The organism is Streptosporangium sp. NPDC050148 (assembly GCF_055586505.1).
On sequence record NZ_JBVJIA010000002.1, the window covers coordinates 331,926 to 347,674 of the forward strand.

Genomic DNA, 15,749 nt, shown 5'->3' on the forward strand with positions numbered 1-15,749 from the left:
GTGTCGAAATACTTCGAGTACCTGCACACGGTCGGCTTCGAGGAGACCAACCTCGTCGGCAACGTCTACTACGTCAACTACCTGCGCTGGCAGGGACGGTGCCGGGAGATGTTCCTCAAGACGCACGCCCCGGACGTGCTGGCCGAGCTGCAGGAGGACCTGAAGCTGTTCACGCTCCACGTGGACTGCGAGTTCTTCGCCGAGCTGACCGCGTTCGACGAGCTGTCGATCCGGATGCGCCTGACGGAGATGACGCAGACCCAGCTGGAGTTCGGCTTCGACTACGTCCGGCTCGGCGCGGACGGCGGGGAGACGCTGGTCGGCCGCGGGCGGCAGCGGGTGGCGTGCATGCGCGGGCCCAACAACCGCACGGTGCCGACCCGGGTCCCCGAGGCGCTCGTCCGCGCCCTTGGGCCCTACATGCCGCAGACCGTGCCCGGCCGATGACGCGGGAGGTCAGAGATGAACGTCGAAGTGACATCCCCGCCGGTGATGGACCGCCCGTCCGCACCGGCGGTGCCCCACCCGTCCCCGCCGGTGGGCCACCGCCCGTTCCCGGCGGGAACGGTGGACCGCGACGCGATGCGCCGGGCCTGCGGGGCGTTCGCCACCGGCGTCACGGTCGTGACGACCGGCGGCCAGGCGGTGCACGGCATGACCGCCAACTCCTTCACCTCGGTCTCCCTGGATCCGCCACTGGTGCTGGTGTGCATCGGCCGGGACGCGGTCATGCACACCAGGCTCTCCGAGACCGCCCACTTCGGGGTGTCGGTGCTCGCCGACGACCAGGAGGGCGTGGCGCGCTACTTCGCGCACCGGTCGCGGAGGCTGGGGGCGGCCCAGTTCGAGACCGTCGCCTGGACGCCCGGGCGGCTGACCGGGGTGCCCCTCATCGAGGGGGCCCTGGCCCACTTCGAGTGTGAGATCCGCTACGCCTACGGCGGCGGAGACCACACGATCTTCGTCGGTGGCGTCCTGTCGCTGGACCGCCACGCGGGCGGGGACGGGCTGGTCTTCGCCGACGGGAGGTTCCGCAGACTGGGGGAGAGGACGGTGACGGCATGAGCCTCACGACGTCGCCCCCGGCGGCCCCGGTACGCCGGAGGCCGCCGGGGTCACCGGGACGGTCCCGGGAGAGGATGCCGGGACCGCCCCGGCGGGAGACACCGGGGTTGTTCGTGAAGCTGGTCCGCGACCGGCTGGGGATGCTGACCGAGGCCGCGCGGCGCTACGGCGACGAGGTCCGCATCTCCGTCGGGCCGCAGACGCTGTACTACTTCAACCACCCCGACCACGCCAAGCACGTGCTGGCCGACAACGCCGAGAACTACAACAAGGGGATCGGTCTCGTCCAGGCCAGGCGTGCCCTCGGCGAGGGGCTGCTGACCAGCGACGGAGAGCTGTGGCGGGCCCAGCGCAAGGTGATCCAGCCGGTGTTCCAGCACCGGCGGATCGCCGGCTACGCCGGGGTGGTCGCCGAGGAGGCCGAAAGACTGGTGGCCCGGCTGCGCGAGCGGGCCGGCGGCGAACCCGTCGACGTGCTGGGCGAGATGACCGGCCTGACCCTCGGCGTGCTCGGCCGCACGCTGCTGGACGCCGACCTGACCGCGTTCGCCTCGATCGGCCACTCGTTCGAGGCCGTGCAGGACCAGGCGATGTTCGAGATGGTGACCCTGAGCAAGGTCCCGCTCTGGTTGCCGCTGCCCAAGCAGCTCCGCTTCCGGCGCGCCCGCCGGGACCTGCAGCGCGTCGTCGACGCGCTGGTCGCCGAGCGCGCCGAGCGCGTCGAGCGTGCCGGCCGGGCCGGTGAGAACGGCGAGAACGGCGGGGCCGGCGAGGACGCGGTGTCCCGGCTGATCGCCGCGAACCGGGGGGCGGCCGACATGGGGGGCAGGCTCCGTGACGAGCTGGTCACCCTGCTGCTCGCCGGGCACGAGACGACGGCCAGCACGCTGTCGTGGACCTTCCACCTCCTGGACCGTCATCCCGAGGTGTTCGAGCGGCTGCACGCCGAGGCGGTCGAGGTGCTCGGCGACCGGTCGCCGGCCTTCGAGGACCTGCGCCGCCTGAGGTACACGACCATGGTCGTGAGCGAGGCGATGCGGCTGTACCCGCCGGTGTGGATCCTGACCCGCCAGGCCAGGGCGGACGACGAGGTCGCCGGGTACCGCGTGCCGGCCGGGGCCGACGTCCTGATCTGCCCCTACACCCTGCACCGGCATCCGGCCTTCTGGGACCGGCCCGAGCGGTTCGACCCCGAGCGGTTCGCCCCGGACCGCTCGTCGGGCCGGCCGCGCTACGCCTACATCCCGTTCGGCGCCGGGCCGCGGGTCTGCGTCGGCAGCAACCTCGGGATGATGGAGGCGGTCTTCGTGACCGCGGTGGTCGCCCGGGAACTGCGACTGACCGGCGTGCCGGGCCGCAGGGTGGTCCCCGAGCCCATGCTCTCGCTGCGCGTACGGGGCGGGCTGCCGATGACGGTGCACCGGCTCGGCTGAGCGCCACCGTTCACGGCGCGAGACGACGGTCCGCCGCCGAGGTCGAGATCCTCGGCGGCGGACCGTCGTCTCCCGGGGGGCGTCTCCCGCGTCGTCCCGCGTCGTCGTTCCCCGTCGTCTCCCGCGGTCGTCCCCTGTCGTCTCCCGGAACCGCGGACACCCGCGGACACCCGGCGGCACCCGGTGGCGGTGCCGCCGGGTGCCGGGGCGGTTCGTTCCCGGGACCGGCGCGCGGCCGGGCCCGGGGTCAGCTCGCGACCAGGTCCCTGGTGCCGGCCCGCGACCAGTCCATGACCGCGTCGGCGGCGACGACCGGGTCCACGGCCTCGTCGGGCCGGGCGTCGAACACGGCGGGCAGCACGGGCGGGTCGAACACCCGCCTCGTCCGCAGCGGCAGGTCCACCGTCCGGGTGGCGCCGGACCGTACGGTGATCGGCCCGCGTACGCACAGCAGGGCGGACTCGGACTCGCCGCGGCTCCCCGGCGCCGTGTCGTGACGGACCAGGGAGTGCGCCACGAGGTACCACGAGCCCGGGGGCACGCGGTCCAGCGTGTACGAGCCGGTGGAGCGGACGATGGTGGAGCGCACCGGCCAGCCCTCCGGGACGGGGTCGGGGAACAGGCCGACGCAGACGAGGTCGGAGCCCCCGTCCGGCGGTGCCAGCAGGTCGCCGCGGACGACCGCGTCCGCCGCCGTGGCGGCGCCCTCGTGCGCCGGGGACCGCATCCCGGCACCGCGGTCCTTGCGGTACTGGGTGGGGGCGACGCCGACGCTGTACTTGAACCGCGTGCTGAAGGTGCCGACCGCGGAGTAGCCGACCTGCGTGCAGACGTCGGCGACGCACAACGGGGTCGACAGCAGCAGCGTCTTCGCCTCCTGCAGGCGTATCGCCGACAGGAAACGGCCCGGCGGTACTCCGGTGAGCCGCCGGAAGATACGGGAGAAATGGAACTTACTGAACATGGCGACACGCGCCAGGTCATCGATGGTGAGTTGCTCGCCGGGGCTGTCGCACATCGTCTCGATGACTCGTCTCACAGCCCGCTCGATCTCGTCTTCCATCTCTTTTCCGTTTCGCGAAGAGGTGGCCAGCCGATTCCGACGGTGGGGGTGATCGGCTCGCCGAGGTTTCCTTTCGTATCGGGTGCCGGACCGGGAAGGCCGCTGTCCTGGCGGCCGGCCCGGCCCGCGGTTCGCGTCCCCTGCGGGCCGGACGGCATTCCCGAAGTGCCGTACAGACCGATGGGATTGAACGTACGCTTTCTCCTCGTATTCCAAGGCCGTTGACGGCAGGGGAATACGATTCGAATGAGCATTTTATGGTGTCACCATAGGTCGGCCTCCCAGAACGGGCTACTCGCGGCATCACATTCCCTATGTGAATAATTCACATCGAGAACGTGATCCGTTGACTACCGGCGCGGGGAGGTCTGGTGCATCCTCTGCGTGGACCTGACGGGACGGACCCGGCGGGATCGGCCCGCGGGTCCGCCGCGTGGGAGCAGGAGGAGCCATGAGCGCCGTGGACACCGTCGAGGCGCCCCGCCCGGACGCCGCCGGCCGCTGATGTCCGCTTCCGGTGACGACGGCGCGCGGGCGCCCGGGAGGGTCGACCTGTGGTCGCTGCGGGAGGACGTCCACGTCGAGACCGACGACGACGGGAACGTCGTGCTGCGCGGCCGCTGGGGCGACACGACCGTCCCGGCCCCGGGCAGGGCCGTCCTCGAGGCGCTCCGGCGCATGGGCTTCGGCCCGGTGTCCCTGGGGAACATCGCCTACGGCGACGGCGAGCGGCGGGAGCTGGACCGGCTGCTCGACAGGATCCAGCCGATGGTCATCCGGTCGTTCGCGGTCGATCCGGAGCGGCCGCTCATCTCCGTCGTCCCGATGGCGCAGCAGGCGCGCTTCACGCCCGTCGCGCTGTCCGCCGGGACGCCCATCCGCCTGTCGCGGTTCGCGGTCCTGCGCACCGACGGCGAGCGCTACTTCCTGGAGTCCCCCCTCAGCCTGCACCGCGTGGACCTGCACCACGCCGACGCCGTACGGCTGATCGGGGCGCTGGGCCGGGCCGTCCTGCCCGCGGAGGCCGCGGCGGCGCTGCCCCACCCCGGCGACCTCGTCCTCGACCTGCTCGGCCACCTGGCCGGGGCGGGGATGGTGGTGACGGCCGAGGCGGGCGACCGTCCCCGCGGCGCGGTGTTCGCCGAGGACACCGCGCCTGCGCTGGCCGCGTGGACCCCCCTCGACCTGATGTTCCACACGCGCTCCACCCTGGGGCGGCACGACAACGACTTCGGGGCGACCTACCCCCTGGGGGACCGCTGGGACGTCGAGCCCGCGGTCAAGCGGTCGCCGGACCTGCCGGGCGTCGCCCTTCCCCGGCCGCGCTGGGGGGAGCTGGTGGCGGCCGACCCCCCGCTGACCGTGGCGGTCGAGGCGGGCGGCCCGGCGACGCGCTTCGCCGACGCCCCGCTGACCGGACGGGAGATCGGGCAGCTGCTCTACCGGGCGGCGCGGGTGCGTGCCCTCGTCCCGCCGGACAGGGACGGCTCGACGGTCGCGACCAGCGACCGGCCCTACCTGAACCTGGGGGGCTGCTACGAGTTCGAGTTCTACCTGGCGATCGGCGACTGCACCGGGATCCCCCGGGGGGTGTACCACTACGACCCCCTCGGCCACCGGCTGGAACAGGTCAACCCCGACCCCGAGGCCGTGGCCGAGCTGCTGGAGGGCGGCCGGCTGGCCGCGAACCTCGCCGAGGCGCCGCCCGTCCTCATCGCCGTCACGGCGCGGTTCCGCAGGCTGTCGCGCAAGTACAACGGGCTGAGCTACGCGCTGGTGCTCAAGAACGTCGGGGCGGTGCTGCAGACCCTGCACCTGGTCGGCACGGCCATGGGCCTGGCCGCGTGCTGGACGGAGATCATCGACATCGACGTCTCCGCGCGCGTGCTCGGGCTCGACTGGCGCGTCGAGTCGGGGGTGGGCGGCTTCCTGGTGGGCCGTCCCGCCGGCCCCTCGCCCGCCCGGCCGGACATGCGCCCGGCCAACGACGCGCGGTGGGGTGACCGGGCCCGGACACGCCTCTCCCAGGGGGGCGACAGGAAGCCGTTCATGTCTGGATCCGCCTGATATACAGTGCACTGAGCTTCGAGCGTCACCGAGTCGATACGGTCCGCACCGGGGAGGCAGGGTTCGATGGCGGGGAGCGCGCCGGATCGGCGTCGGCCGTCGTCCCCGCGCAGGCTCACCGGTCTGCTGCCCTGGCACCGCGGCATGTTCGAGGGCGCCGCCGCCGACGTGTGGGCCCCGCCGATGGGCCTGTCGCTCTCCGTCGCGGTCCTGTGCGGGTACGTCCTGATGACGCTGATCAACCTGCTGAGCGGGCTGTGGACGTTCCCCGAAGGCTTCGAGCCGCTGGGGTTCGCCCTGTTCGGCGGTGTTTTCGCCCTGCAGCTCGCGCACTCCTCGCGGCAGCCGAGACGGTGGCCGGTCCGCCGCCGCGCGCTGACCCTCTCGGCGCAGGCGCTCGCGACCTACCTGCCGTACGCGTGGTTCGGGCCGCCCTGGTCGGTGCTGGGCGGCTTCCTGGCCGCGGCGGTGCTGCAGACGCTGGGGACGGTCGCGTCGCGCTGGGCGCTGTACCTCCTGGTCGGGGTGACGTTCCCGCTGGTCGCCCTGGCGGACGGGGTGCCGCTGCCCGACGCGGCGCAGCTGGCCGGGGTGACGCTGCAGACCGGCCTGGTGATCTACGGGGTGAGCGCGCTGTCCGGGGTGGTGGCGGAGGTGCACGCGGCGCGCAGGGACGTGGCGCGCATGGCGGTGGTGCGGGAGCGGCTGCGGGTGGCGCGCGACCTGCACGACCTGTTCGGCTACCACCTGTCGGCGATGGCGCTCAAGGGCGAGCTGGCCTGCCGGCTGCTGCCGCGGTTCGCCGACCGCGCGCGGACCGAGCTGGAGGAGGTGCTGGGCATCGCCCGGCGCGCGCTGGCCGACGTGCGGGTGGTGGCGGGCGGGTACCGCGACATCTCCCTGCGGGAGGAGGTGAGGACGGCGGTCTCGACGCTGTCGTCCGCCGGGATCGACGTCCGGGTGAGCGTCCCCCCTCGCGCTCCGGCCGGGGAGACCGGCGCGGTGATGGCGATCGTGCTGCGCGAGGCGGTCACCAACACGCTGCGGCACAGCAGGGCGCGGCGGTGCGTCATCGAGGTCGCCCACGACGACGGTACCGGTCAGATGCGGGGCACCGAGGACGCCGAGAGCGCGGGGAGCGCGGGGAAGGGCGGGGAGGCCGACGGTGCCGGCGCGGGGGGCACGGTCCGGCTGCGGGTGACCAACGACGGGGTGGTGGCCGTCCCCGAGGCCGCCTCCCAGGGCAGCGGCCTGGGGAACCTGGCCTGCCGGCTGGAGGACGTCGGCGGCGGGCTGACGGTGACGACGAGCGGGGAGTGGTTCGAGCTGGTGGCAGAGGCCCCGGCGGCCCCGGCGGCCCCGGCGGCCCCGGCGGGGAGCGCCGGCACGACGGGGACCTCGGGGACCGCGGGGACCTCGGGGACCGTGGGGACCGCGGGGACCCGGCGCGGTCCCCGCGGCCCGGTGTGGCCGCTGCACAGGTACGGGACGCGGGAGAACCGGTCCGAGACGCAGGCGCTGCGGATGGCGATGCTGCTCACCTTCGGGATGCTCGGCGGTTACACGCTGCTGACCGTGGTCAACGTCCTGAGGCTGGCACCGGACCGGGGCGCGTCGCTGGCGTCCGTGCCGTGCCTGCTCGCCGTGCTGGCCCTGCAGGTCGCGCACTCCGTCTACCGGCCGCGACGCTGGCCGCGGCGCGTCCGGGCGCTGACGCTGTCGGCCCTGACGCTGGCGACGTTCCTGCCCCTGCTGTGGCTCGGCGCCGCGTGGGAGTCGATGGCGGGTTTCCTGGCGGGTTCGGTCCTGCTGGTCGTGACCGGGTGGGCGCGCTGGGTCCTGTACGCCGCGGTGGGCGCGGCCGTCCTGGCGGTCTCCGCGCTCTGGGGACACGAGCCCGCCCTGATCGGGTACGTGACCGTCTCCAGCCTGCTGACCGGCCTGGTGGTCTTCGGGGTGAGCTCGCTGTCGGGGCTGGTGGACCAGGTGCACGCGGCGCGGGGGCAGGTGACGCGCATGGCGGTGGAGCGGGAGCGGCTGCGGGTGGCGCGCGACCTGCACGAGGTGCTCGGCCGCAACCTGTCCGAGGTGACGATGAGGAGCGAGCTGGCCCGCCGCTTCCTCCCGGAGAGCCCGGAGCGGGCGCGGGAGGAGGCGCGCGAGATCGCGAGCATCGCCCGCCGGGCGCTCTCCGACGTGCGGGTGGCGGCCAGCGGCTACCGCGACATGTCCCTGGCCGCCGAGGCGGAGACGGCGGCGGCGTCGCTGTCGTCGGCGGGCATCGACGTGAGCCTGGACGTCCGCTGCGGGACACCGCCCAGGGAGCTGGACACGATGATGGCGATCGTGCTCCACGAGACGGTCACCAACGTGCTGCGCCACAGCAGGGCACGGCGGTGCGCCATCGAGGCCTCCGCGGACCGGGACGCGCTGCGGCTGCGCGTCAGCAACGACAGGGCGCGGGACGGCGAACCGCCCGACCTCGCCGGTGCCGACGCCGAGGACGACAGCGGGCTGGGGGACCTGCGGGCACGGCTGGAGGGGGTCGGCGGCCGCCTGACGGCCCTGGTGCGCGACGGCAGGTTCGAGGTGACGGCGGAGGTCCCGCTCTCCGCGGAGCGTGCGGGGGACGCTGGGGGCGCCGGGGGCGCCGGGGGCGCCGGGGGCGCTGACGCAGGACTGCGGACGGCGTCGGCGTCGCAGGCACCTCGGGCGGTGCCGCCCGCCACGGTCCGGACGCTCCGCGCGTCCGTTGATGAGGAACCCTGACTGATTCGACCCTTGCCTGTCAGGTATTGCGCCTTGTCATGCGATAAGTAACCTTCGTACCAGGCGCACCCCAGATTCAGCGTATCCACCGCGGACGGCTGTTCTGCGGGCCCGGGGAACCGGCCGCACCGTGCCACGGCGGCGACCGGAACGGGACCGCCGGGCCGTACGCGCCGACGGGCGCCGCAGGCCGGGCCGGAGGCGACGCTCACGGAAAGAGGCTGGGACGGGCGGTTTGCGGAATCTGAAGGTTCTCCTGGCGGAGGACGTGCGCATGGTGCGCGGGGCGCTGGCCGCCCTGCTCGACCTCGAGGACGACCTGACCGTCGTGGCCCAGGTCGAGCGCGGCGACACGATCGTGCCGACCGCGCTCGAATGCCGGCCCGACGTCGCGGTCATCGACATCGACCTGCCCGGACTCGACGGCCTGGCGGCGGCGGAGATCCTGCACGGCAAGCTGCCCTCGTGCCGCACGCTCATCCTGACAGGCCTGGGCCGGCCGGGGACCCTGCGCCGCGCGCTGTCGGTCTCGGTCTCCGGCTTCATCCTCAAGGACGCCCCCTTCGAGGACCTGGCCGCGGCGATCCGCGGGGTGGCCGCGGGACGGCGGGTCATCGATCCGCAGCTCGCCCTGACCGCCTGGGACGTCGGGGAGAACCCCCTCTCCGAACGGGAGGTCCAGATCCTGAAGCTGGCCGCCGGAGGGGCCGAGGCCCCGGAGATCGCCGCCACCCTGCACCTGTCGGTCGGCACCGTGCGCAACTACCTGACCAGGATCCTGACCAAGCTGAACGCGCGCAACCGGGTCGACGCCATCCGGATCGCCACCGAGGCCGGCTGGGTGTCGTAGGGGCCGCCTGCCGGGAACGGGCACGCGGCGTGCGGCGTGCGGCGTGCGGCGGAAAGGTGCCGGGCCGCACGCGGCGGAAACGGTGCCCGGCACGACACCGGATCGGTGCCGCGCCGGACCGGTGCCGCGCCGGACCGGTGCCGCGCCGATCGCATGCGAGAAGATGCCCCGGTGTCCGGGCCGTCCCATGATGGGGGAGTCGGCAGGCCGTCGTCCTGCCCCCCCACCTGCGCATCTCCCGGGAGGCGACACCGTGCGACCCGGTACCCAGTCCCCAGAGCGGACCGCGACGCTGGAGGCGTTCGCGGACACGTTGATCCCAGGGGAGAAGAGATCCCCCGACGACCGCGCGATCGCCGGCGCCGCCGCCGGCGGCGGCGCGGTCGCGGCCGGCGCCATCGAACTGCTGGAGTGGCCGGCGACCGGGGTGAGCGACGCCCTGGACGACTTCACCCGCGACCTGAACGCGCACGCCCGAGCGTACGCGGCCGAACACGACCTGGAGCTCGACGCGGCGGTGCCGCCGTTCGTCGCGCTCTCCTTCGACCACCGGACCGCCCTGGTGGAGCGGCTGACCGCGGCCGACCACCCGGAGCGGGAACTGTGGGTCCTGCTCGCGATCTTCAGTTACATGGCCTTCGACTCGGCCGCCCACCTGCACACCCGCGACGCGCTCGCCGCGGGCCACCCCGGCCTGACCGCGATGGGGCTCCTCCCGCCGGACCCCGACGGCCTGTGGCGGTTCCCGGAGAACTCCTACGGCCGCGCGCTGGCGTCGCCCCACCCGGCCACGACCGCCTCAGGGAGCCCGGCATGAACAGCATCGAACGCACCGACGTCCTCGTGGTGGGAAGCGGCTTCGGCGGCGCGATCACCGCGTACCACCTGGCCGCGGGCGGCGCGAAGGTGGTGATCCTGGAGCGCGGGCCGTGGCTGCGGCCCGAGGAGGTCGAGCACGACTACAAGCTCGGCTCCTCCTGCACCCGGATCTTCGACTTCGTCGTGGGCGACGGCATGAACGTGCTGGGCGGCAACTGCGTCGGCGGCGGCAGCATGGTGTACTTCGCCGCGCTGCCCCGGGCACCGCGCTTCGTGTTCGAGCGGCACGGCTCCATCGGCAGGCGCATGTGGCCGGCCGCCATCAGCCGCGACACCCTCGACCCCTGGTACGACCGCGTCGCCGAGTCGATCCCGGTCAGCACGCAGGACTGGAAGGACGTCACGTACGCGGGCGGCCTGTGGGCCGCGGCCTGCGACCACGCCGGCCGTACGGCCAACCCGGTCCCGGTCGGCGTCGACAACGCCACCTGCGTCCGGTGCAACTGGATGATGGCCGGATGCCGTTTCGGCGCCAAGCGGTCACTGCAGACCAACTACCTGCCGGCCGCCCTGGCCCACGGCGCGCAGATCCGCCCGCTGCACGAGGTGCAGCGCATCTCCCGCACCGACGACGGCGGCTACCGCGTGCACTACGACCTCATCGACGGCGAGGACTACCGGGTGCGGACCGGGAGCGGGCGGATCGACGCGAAGATCGTGGTGCTGGCGGCGGGCGCCGGGGCCACCCCGGTCATCCTGCAGCGCAGCGAGGCCGCCCTGGGCCGGATGCCGCACGCGGTGGGCCGCTACTTCTCCGGCAACGGCGAGCGGCTCAGCACCGCCGTGATGAACGAGGACCGGGTCCGCGAGGTGCTCGGCCTCAGCCGCGGCGACGGCGCCGCCTACGAGGCGTTCCACATCGGCAAGGGGCCGTGCGTCGCCAACTGGGACCGGCTCGACGCCTCCCTGCCGGAGTTCACCCGCTACTCGCTGGAGCAGCTCTACTTCCCGCCCGGCCTCGGCACCATCCTCGCCCAGGCCCCGGGCGTGGACGGGCCGGGCGCCTGGTTCGGCCCGCACAAGAAGGAGATGCTCAAGCGCTGGCGCTCCTGGCTGATCATCTTCGAGATGGTCGAGGACGACAACGAGGGCGTGTTCGGGCCGCCGCCCCCCACCGGCAACGCCGTGCGCATCTCCCAGCAGCTCCTGGGACGCGGCACGCTGCGCTACCGGCCGTCGCCGACCACCCTGCGCGCCTGGGAGATGGCCGACGCCGACGTCAAGGACATCCTGGAGCGCGACGGGCTGGCCGAGGTGGCGCCGTGGACGGGCGACCTGGTCGGCGCCTACACCGTCCACCCGCTGGCCTCGTGCCGCATCGGCGACGACCCGGCCACCTCGGCGCTCGACGACCGCCACGAGCTGCGCGGCCACCCCGGCATCTTCGTCACCGACGGCTCGGCCGTCCCCGGCGCGCTGACCGTCAACCCCGCCATGACCATCGCCGCGCTCGCCGAACGCGCCGTCCCCGGCATCGTGCGGGCCGCGCGCGAACGGGGCGTGGAGGTGACCTACGGCGCGTCCGCGCCGGACGGGGCGACCGCGGGGCGGCGCGGCGTGGCGGCGCAGATCCCGCTGCTCGTGAACGGCTGAGCACGATGCCGGCACCGCTCGACCGCCTCGTCCGCCACGGCGCGCGCAGGCACGTCCGCCACCTCGCCCCGGTCGCGCCGGGCGGGGCCCCGCCCCTGGTGGCCGGGGTCTACGCGCAGCTGGAACGGGACTTCGGCATGCTCGCGCCGCCGGTGGCCCTGCACGCGCCCGCACCGGAGACGCTGGCGGCCTGCTGGACGATGCTCCGCGAGACCCTCGTCGTCCCCGGCCTGCTCGGCCGGGCGGCCAAGGAGGTCGTCGCCACCGTGGTGTCGCTCGGCAACGCCTGTCCCTACTGCGTGGACGTCCACGGGGCGATGCTGCACGGCCTGGTCGGCTCCGCCGACGCGCTCGCCGTCACCGGCGGGCGGGACGGGGCGGTCGCCGACCCCGGGCACCGCGCGCTCGCCGCCTGGGCGCGGGCCGCCGGGACGGCGGAGGACGCGGCCCGGCACGGCCTCCCGTTCCCGCCGGAGTGGTTCCCCGAGCAGGCCGGGGTGCTGGTGACGTTCGAGTACCTCAACCGCATGGTGAACGTGTTCCTGACCGGGGAGCTGATGCCGCGAGCGCTGCCGGCGCCGCTCCGCGGCGGCCTGGCACGCCTGGCCGGCCGGGTCATGCGGCCGGTCGCGCTCAGGCAGGCGGCGCCGGGCGACTCCCTGGCCCTGCTGCCCGCGGCCCCGTTGCCCGCGGACCTGTCGTGGGCCGCGCCGTCCCCGGCGATCGCCGGTGCCCTCGCGCGCGCCTCGGCCGCGATCGAGGAGGCCGGACGCCGCTCGGTGCCCGTGGGGGCCCGCAGGCTGGTCCTGGCCGAACTGGAGACCTGGACCGGGGAACGGCGCGGCCCGAGCCGCGCCTGGGTGAACGAGGCGCTGTCCGGGCTACCGGCCGCCGAACGGCCCGCCGGGCGGCTGGCGCTGCTGACCGCGTTCGCCTCCTACCAGGTCGACGCGGCCGTGATCGGGGAGCTGCGCCGACACGGCGCCGGGGACCGGGCGCTCGTGGAGACCGCCGCCTGGGCGAGCCTGGCGGCGGCGCGGCGGGTGGCCCGCTGGACATGGCGGCCCGGCCCGCCGGCCGGACCCGGCCGCGACCCAGGTCGCGAGCCAGGTCGCGAGCCAGGCAGCACCTGTCGTCAACCGCACCTGTCGTCAACGTGAAGGACGGAGAGATGATCGGACTGAAGGAAGTGATCGCGGACCTGACCGCGGAGTGCGACGAGCTCGACGCCCTGGTGGCCGATCTCGACGACTCCCGGTGGGACGAGGAGACCCCGGCCCCGGGCTGGACGATCAAGCACCAGATCGGCCACCTGTCGTTCGTGTTCCGCATCGCCGGCCTGGCGGCCTCGGAACCGGAGACGTTCAAGGCGGTGACGTCGGGCGCCGGAGCGGACTTCAACGGCGCCGTCAACGCCGCGCTCGCCGAGTACCTGCGCCTCACGCCGACCGAGCTGCTCGACCGGTGGCGCAAGGAGCGCGGCGCCTGCATCGAGGCGCTGGCGGCGGCGCCGCCGGAGAGGCCGGTGCCGTGGCTGGTGCGCCCGCTGCCGCCCGCGGTGCTGGCGTGCGCGGGGCTCATGGAGACGTTCGCGCACGGCCAGGACGTCCGCGACGCCCTGGGCGTGACCCGCACGGCGCACGAGCGGCTCCGCCACGTGTGCGGCTTCGCGGCGCTGACCTGGGAGTTCGGCTACCAGGCCCGGGGGCTGACCCCTCCGGCGACGGCGTTCCGGTACGAGCTCACCGGCCCCTCGGGCGAGACGTGGGCCTTCGGCCCCGAGGACGCCGAGCAGCGGATCACCGGGCCCGCGCTGGACTTCTGCCTGCTCGTGACCAGGCGGCGGCACCGTGACGACCTCGCGGTCACCGCGACCGGCGCCGACGCCGACCAGTGGCTGGACATCGCCCAGGCCTACCGCGGTCCGGCCGGTCCGGGACGCCGTCCCGGCCAGTTCGCGTCCCGGACGGCCTGACGGCTCACCGCCGCGCGGGACGGGCCGGGTGGCCCGTCCCGCGCAGGAGTGGAAACGCAGAGGGAGGACCACGCACGATGATGGTCGTCATGTCCGGTGACGCCACCCACCAGGACGCCCGGGAGGTCGCCGCCCTGGTGCGGTCGGCCGGGGGAGAGGCGTTCGTCAGCCGCGGCGGGAACCGGACCGTCGTCGGCCTGGCCGGCGACGCGGAGCTCCTCGGCTCGATCGGCCTGCACCGGATGCCCGGGGTGGAGCGCGTCGCCCGTACCTCGGACGGGTACCGGCTGGTCAGCCGGGTGCCCGGGATGGAGCGGTCCGTGGTGGAGGTCGCCGGGGTGCCCATCGGCCCGGGGACGATGACGCTGATCGCCGGCCCGTGCGCGGTCGAGACCCCCGAGCAGACGCTCCAGGCGGCCAGGCTGGCCCTGGCGGCCGGTGCCGTGCTGCTGCGGGGCGGCGCCTTCAAGCCGCGCACCTCGCCGTACTCGTTCCAGGGACTGGGGGAGCGGGGCCTGCGGATCCTCGCCGACGTGCGGGAGGAGACCGGACTGCCGGTCGTCACCGAGGTGCTGTCGGCGGGCGACGTCGAGCTGGTCGCCGGGTACGCCGACATGCTGCAGATCGGGACCCGCAACATGCAGAACTTCCCGCTGCTGCAGGCGGTGGGGGAGGCGGGCCGGCCGGTGCTGCTCAAGCGGGGCATGAACGCGACGGTCGAGGAGTGGCTGATGGCGGCCGAGTACATCGCCCAGCGCGGCACCCTCGACATCGTGCTGTGCGAACGCGGGATCCGCACCTTCGAGACCTCGACCCGCAACACCCTGGACATCTCCGCGGTGCCGGTGGCCCAGGGCCTGTCCCACCTTCCGGTCGTCGTCGACCCGTCGCACTCGGCCGGCCGGCGCGACCTCGTGGTGCCGCTGAGCCGGGCGGCCGTCGCCGCGGGCGCCGACGGCGTCATCGTGGACCTGCACCCCCGGCCCGAGACCTCCCTCTGCGACGGCCCGCAGGCACTGGGCGGCCAGGACGTCCCCGAGCTGGCCCGCGCGGTCGAGGACGCGGCCCGCCTGATGGGCCGCCGCCCGGCCCGGGAGCTCACCGGCCGCCGCGAGTCCGGGGACCTCACGGGCCGCCGCGAGTCCGGGGACCTCACGGGCCGCAGGGGGGCCGGGGAGCTCACCGGCGACGAGGCGTCGGAGGACCGGGGGCTGGTGACCGTCTGACGACCGGGTTCGGACCCGGATCCGGGAAGGCGAGGAGGCCGGGCCGCCGACGGCGGCCCGGCCTCCTCGCGTCCGTCGTTCACACCCGCGATCGCACCCGGCCGTGATCGGGACGAGGATCTGCGGATGGACGCTCATCGTGATCTCGCCGTGAAGGTCGCCGGGGAACTCGGCGCGCGTGACGACGTACTGGCCGTTCTGATCGGCGGCTCGGTGGCGCGCGGTGAGCACCTGGCGGCCTCCGACGTCGACCTGCTGGTGGTCACCGACGAGCGGACGTCCCTCCCCGTCTCGCGGCGCACCGTCCGCGACGGTCTGCTGGTCGAGTGGATCGCCCGCACCGAGGACGCCTGGCTCGCCCGGTTCGACCGGCCGCGCACGTCGTGGCTCTTCGCGTTCCTGGAAGGCGAGGCGGTGCACGACTCGGGACCGGCGAGACGACTGGCCGCGCAGGCGCGGGCGGTACTGGAGACCTACCGGACCTCGGCCGGGCTCCGCCAGGAGCTGGCCTCGTCCCTGTGGCACGGGCGGCCAAGCTCGACCGGGCGGCCTCCGCGGACGACGCGCGGGAGCAGGGTTTCTGGGCCTCGGCGTTCACCGAGACGGTCGTCGACGCGCTGTTCGCGATCCACGACGTTCCCCGGCCGGCGGGCTCACGGCGCATGGCCTACCTGCACAGGGTCCCGCTCTCGGCGAGCGAGGGGCGACTGCTGGACGTCCTCCTGACCGCCCGCGCCCCGGAACGCTTCCGCGCCCTGCGCACCCTGGTGGCCCACGTACGGGCGGAACTCGGCGAACCCGACCTGGAACTGCCGTAGACGACATCGCC

The 15,749-nt window shown here is 74.3% G+C and carries 13 protein-coding genes and 1 pseudogene; 13 read left to right on the plus strand and 1 reads right to left on the minus strand.

Annotation, left to right across the window (positions count from 1 at the left end; genetic code table 11):
• From ACZ6RT_RS03255 to ACZ6RT_RS03265, 3 genes are all read left to right on the plus strand, one after another.
• A complete protein-coding gene (locus ACZ6RT_RS03255; RefSeq protein WP_399188813.1) occupies positions 1 to 447 on the plus strand; it encodes an acyl-CoA thioesterase in 447 nt (148 codons plus the stop codon).
• Between the two features lie 15 nt (positions 448 to 462).
• Positions 463 to 1,065, plus strand: a complete 603-nt coding sequence (locus ACZ6RT_RS03260; protein WP_399188815.1) for a flavin reductase family protein — start codon at positions 463 to 465, stop codon at positions 1,063 to 1,065.
• A gap of 74 nt (positions 1,066 to 1,139) precedes the next feature.
• Positions 1,140 to 2,498 carry a cytochrome P450 gene (locus tag ACZ6RT_RS03265; RefSeq protein WP_470152085.1) on the plus strand — a complete coding sequence of 453 codons (1,359 nt, stop codon included), beginning with the start codon at positions 1,140 to 1,142 and terminating at the stop codon, positions 2,496 to 2,498.
• Positions 2,499 to 2,745: 247 nt separating this feature from the next.
• On the opposite strand, the gene ACZ6RT_RS03270 is transcribed toward ACZ6RT_RS03265, so the two are convergent.
• Entirely contained in the window at positions 2,746 to 3,561 is an 816-nt protein-coding gene (locus ACZ6RT_RS03270; RefSeq protein WP_399188819.1) for a helix-turn-helix domain-containing protein, read from the minus strand.
• Between the two features lie 504 nt (positions 3,562 to 4,065).
• Between ACZ6RT_RS03270 and ACZ6RT_RS03275 the strand changes: the two genes are divergently transcribed.
• The 10 genes and pseudogenes from ACZ6RT_RS03275 to ACZ6RT_RS03320 all read left to right on the plus strand — a co-directional run bounded on the left by ACZ6RT_RS03275 (position 4,066) and on the right by ACZ6RT_RS03320 (position 15,738).
• Positions 4,066 to 5,628, plus strand: a complete 1,563-nt coding sequence (locus tag ACZ6RT_RS03275) for a SagB family peptide dehydrogenase (protein WP_399188821.1) — start codon at positions 4,066 to 4,068, stop codon at positions 5,626 to 5,628.
• A gap of 66 nt (positions 5,629 to 5,694) precedes the next feature.
• Positions 5,695 to 8,397 (plus strand): sensor histidine kinase, encoded by a 2,703-nt coding sequence (locus tag ACZ6RT_RS03280; protein ID WP_470152086.1) that lies wholly within the window; start codon positions 5,695 to 5,697, stop codon positions 8,395 to 8,397.
• A gap of 235 nt (positions 8,398 to 8,632) precedes the next feature.
• Entirely contained in the window at positions 8,633 to 9,247 is a 615-nt protein-coding gene (locus ACZ6RT_RS03285) for a response regulator transcription factor (RefSeq protein ID WP_344905966.1), read from the plus strand.
• A 253-nt stretch (positions 9,248 to 9,500) separates the two neighbouring features.
• Positions 9,501 to 10,064 carry a DUF5987 family protein gene (locus ACZ6RT_RS03290; protein ID WP_399188825.1) on the plus strand — a complete coding sequence of 188 codons (564 nt, stop codon included), beginning with the start codon at positions 9,501 to 9,503 and terminating at the stop codon, positions 10,062 to 10,064.
• Positions 10,061 to 11,719: an FAD-dependent oxidoreductase gene (locus ACZ6RT_RS03295; RefSeq protein ID WP_470152087.1), complete on the plus strand. Its 1,659-nt coding sequence runs from the start codon at positions 10,061 to 10,063 to the stop codon at positions 11,717 to 11,719. The genes ACZ6RT_RS03290 and ACZ6RT_RS03295 overlap by 4 nt, the downstream gene beginning before the upstream one ends.
• Positions 11,720 to 11,724: 5 nt before the next feature.
• Positions 11,725 to 12,879, plus strand: a complete 1,155-nt coding sequence (locus ACZ6RT_RS03300) for a carboxymuconolactone decarboxylase family protein (RefSeq protein WP_470152088.1) — start codon at positions 11,725 to 11,727, stop codon at positions 12,877 to 12,879.
• A gap of 11 nt (positions 12,880 to 12,890) precedes the next feature.
• Positions 12,891 to 13,694: a TIGR03084 family metal-binding protein gene (locus ACZ6RT_RS03305; protein WP_399188831.1), complete on the plus strand. Its 804-nt coding sequence runs from the start codon at positions 12,891 to 12,893 to the stop codon at positions 13,692 to 13,694.
• 77 nt (positions 13,695 to 13,771) lie between these two features.
• Positions 13,772 to 14,920, plus strand: a complete 1,149-nt coding sequence (gene aroF / locus ACZ6RT_RS03310; RefSeq protein ID WP_470152089.1) for a 3-deoxy-7-phosphoheptulonate synthase — start codon at positions 13,772 to 13,774, stop codon at positions 14,918 to 14,920.
• A gap of 126 nt (positions 14,921 to 15,046) precedes the next feature.
• A pseudogene (locus ACZ6RT_RS03315) lies at positions 15,047 to 15,235 on the plus strand (nucleotidyltransferase domain-containing protein); the annotation flags it as partial.
• A 203-nt stretch (positions 15,236 to 15,438) separates the two neighbouring features.
• The gene (locus ACZ6RT_RS03320; protein WP_470152127.1) at positions 15,439 to 15,738 is read left to right on the plus strand and encodes a hypothetical protein; all 300 of its coding nucleotides are present in this window, start codon (positions 15,439 to 15,441) and stop codon (positions 15,736 to 15,738) included.
• The last annotated feature ends 11 nt before the right edge of the window (positions 15,739 to 15,749 follow it).

What these genes read in the sequence shown, in the direction of transcription:
- ACZ6RT_RS03295 (WP_470152087.1), top strand. Translation starts at nt 10,061, where the DNA reads ATGAACAGCATCGAACGCACCGACGTCCTCGTGGTGGGAAGCGGCTTC.
- ACZ6RT_RS03270 (WP_399188819.1), bottom strand. Translation starts at nt 3,561, where the DNA reads ATGGAAGACGAGATCGAGCGGGCTGTGAGACGAGTCATCGAGACGATG.
- ACZ6RT_RS03280 (WP_470152086.1), top strand. Translation starts at nt 5,695, where the DNA reads ATGGCGGGGAGCGCGCCGGATCGGCGTCGGCCGTCGTCCCCGCGCAGG.
- aroF (WP_470152089.1), top strand. Translation starts at nt 13,772, where the DNA reads ATGATGGTCGTCATGTCCGGTGACGCCACCCACCAGGACGCCCGGGAG.
- ACZ6RT_RS03265 (WP_470152085.1), top strand. Translation starts at nt 1,140, where the DNA reads ATGCCGGGACCGCCCCGGCGGGAGACACCGGGGTTGTTCGTGAAGCTG.
- ACZ6RT_RS03305 (WP_399188831.1), top strand. Translation starts at nt 12,891, where the DNA reads ATGATCGGACTGAAGGAAGTGATCGCGGACCTGACCGCGGAGTGCGAC.
- ACZ6RT_RS03275 (WP_399188821.1), top strand. Translation starts at nt 4,066, where the DNA reads ATGTCCGCTTCCGGTGACGACGGCGCGCGGGCGCCCGGGAGGGTCGAC.
- ACZ6RT_RS03300 (WP_470152088.1), top strand. Translation starts at nt 11,725, where the DNA reads ATGCCGGCACCGCTCGACCGCCTCGTCCGCCACGGCGCGCGCAGGCAC.
- ACZ6RT_RS03260 (WP_399188815.1), top strand. Translation starts at nt 463, where the DNA reads ATGAACGTCGAAGTGACATCCCCGCCGGTGATGGACCGCCCGTCCGCA.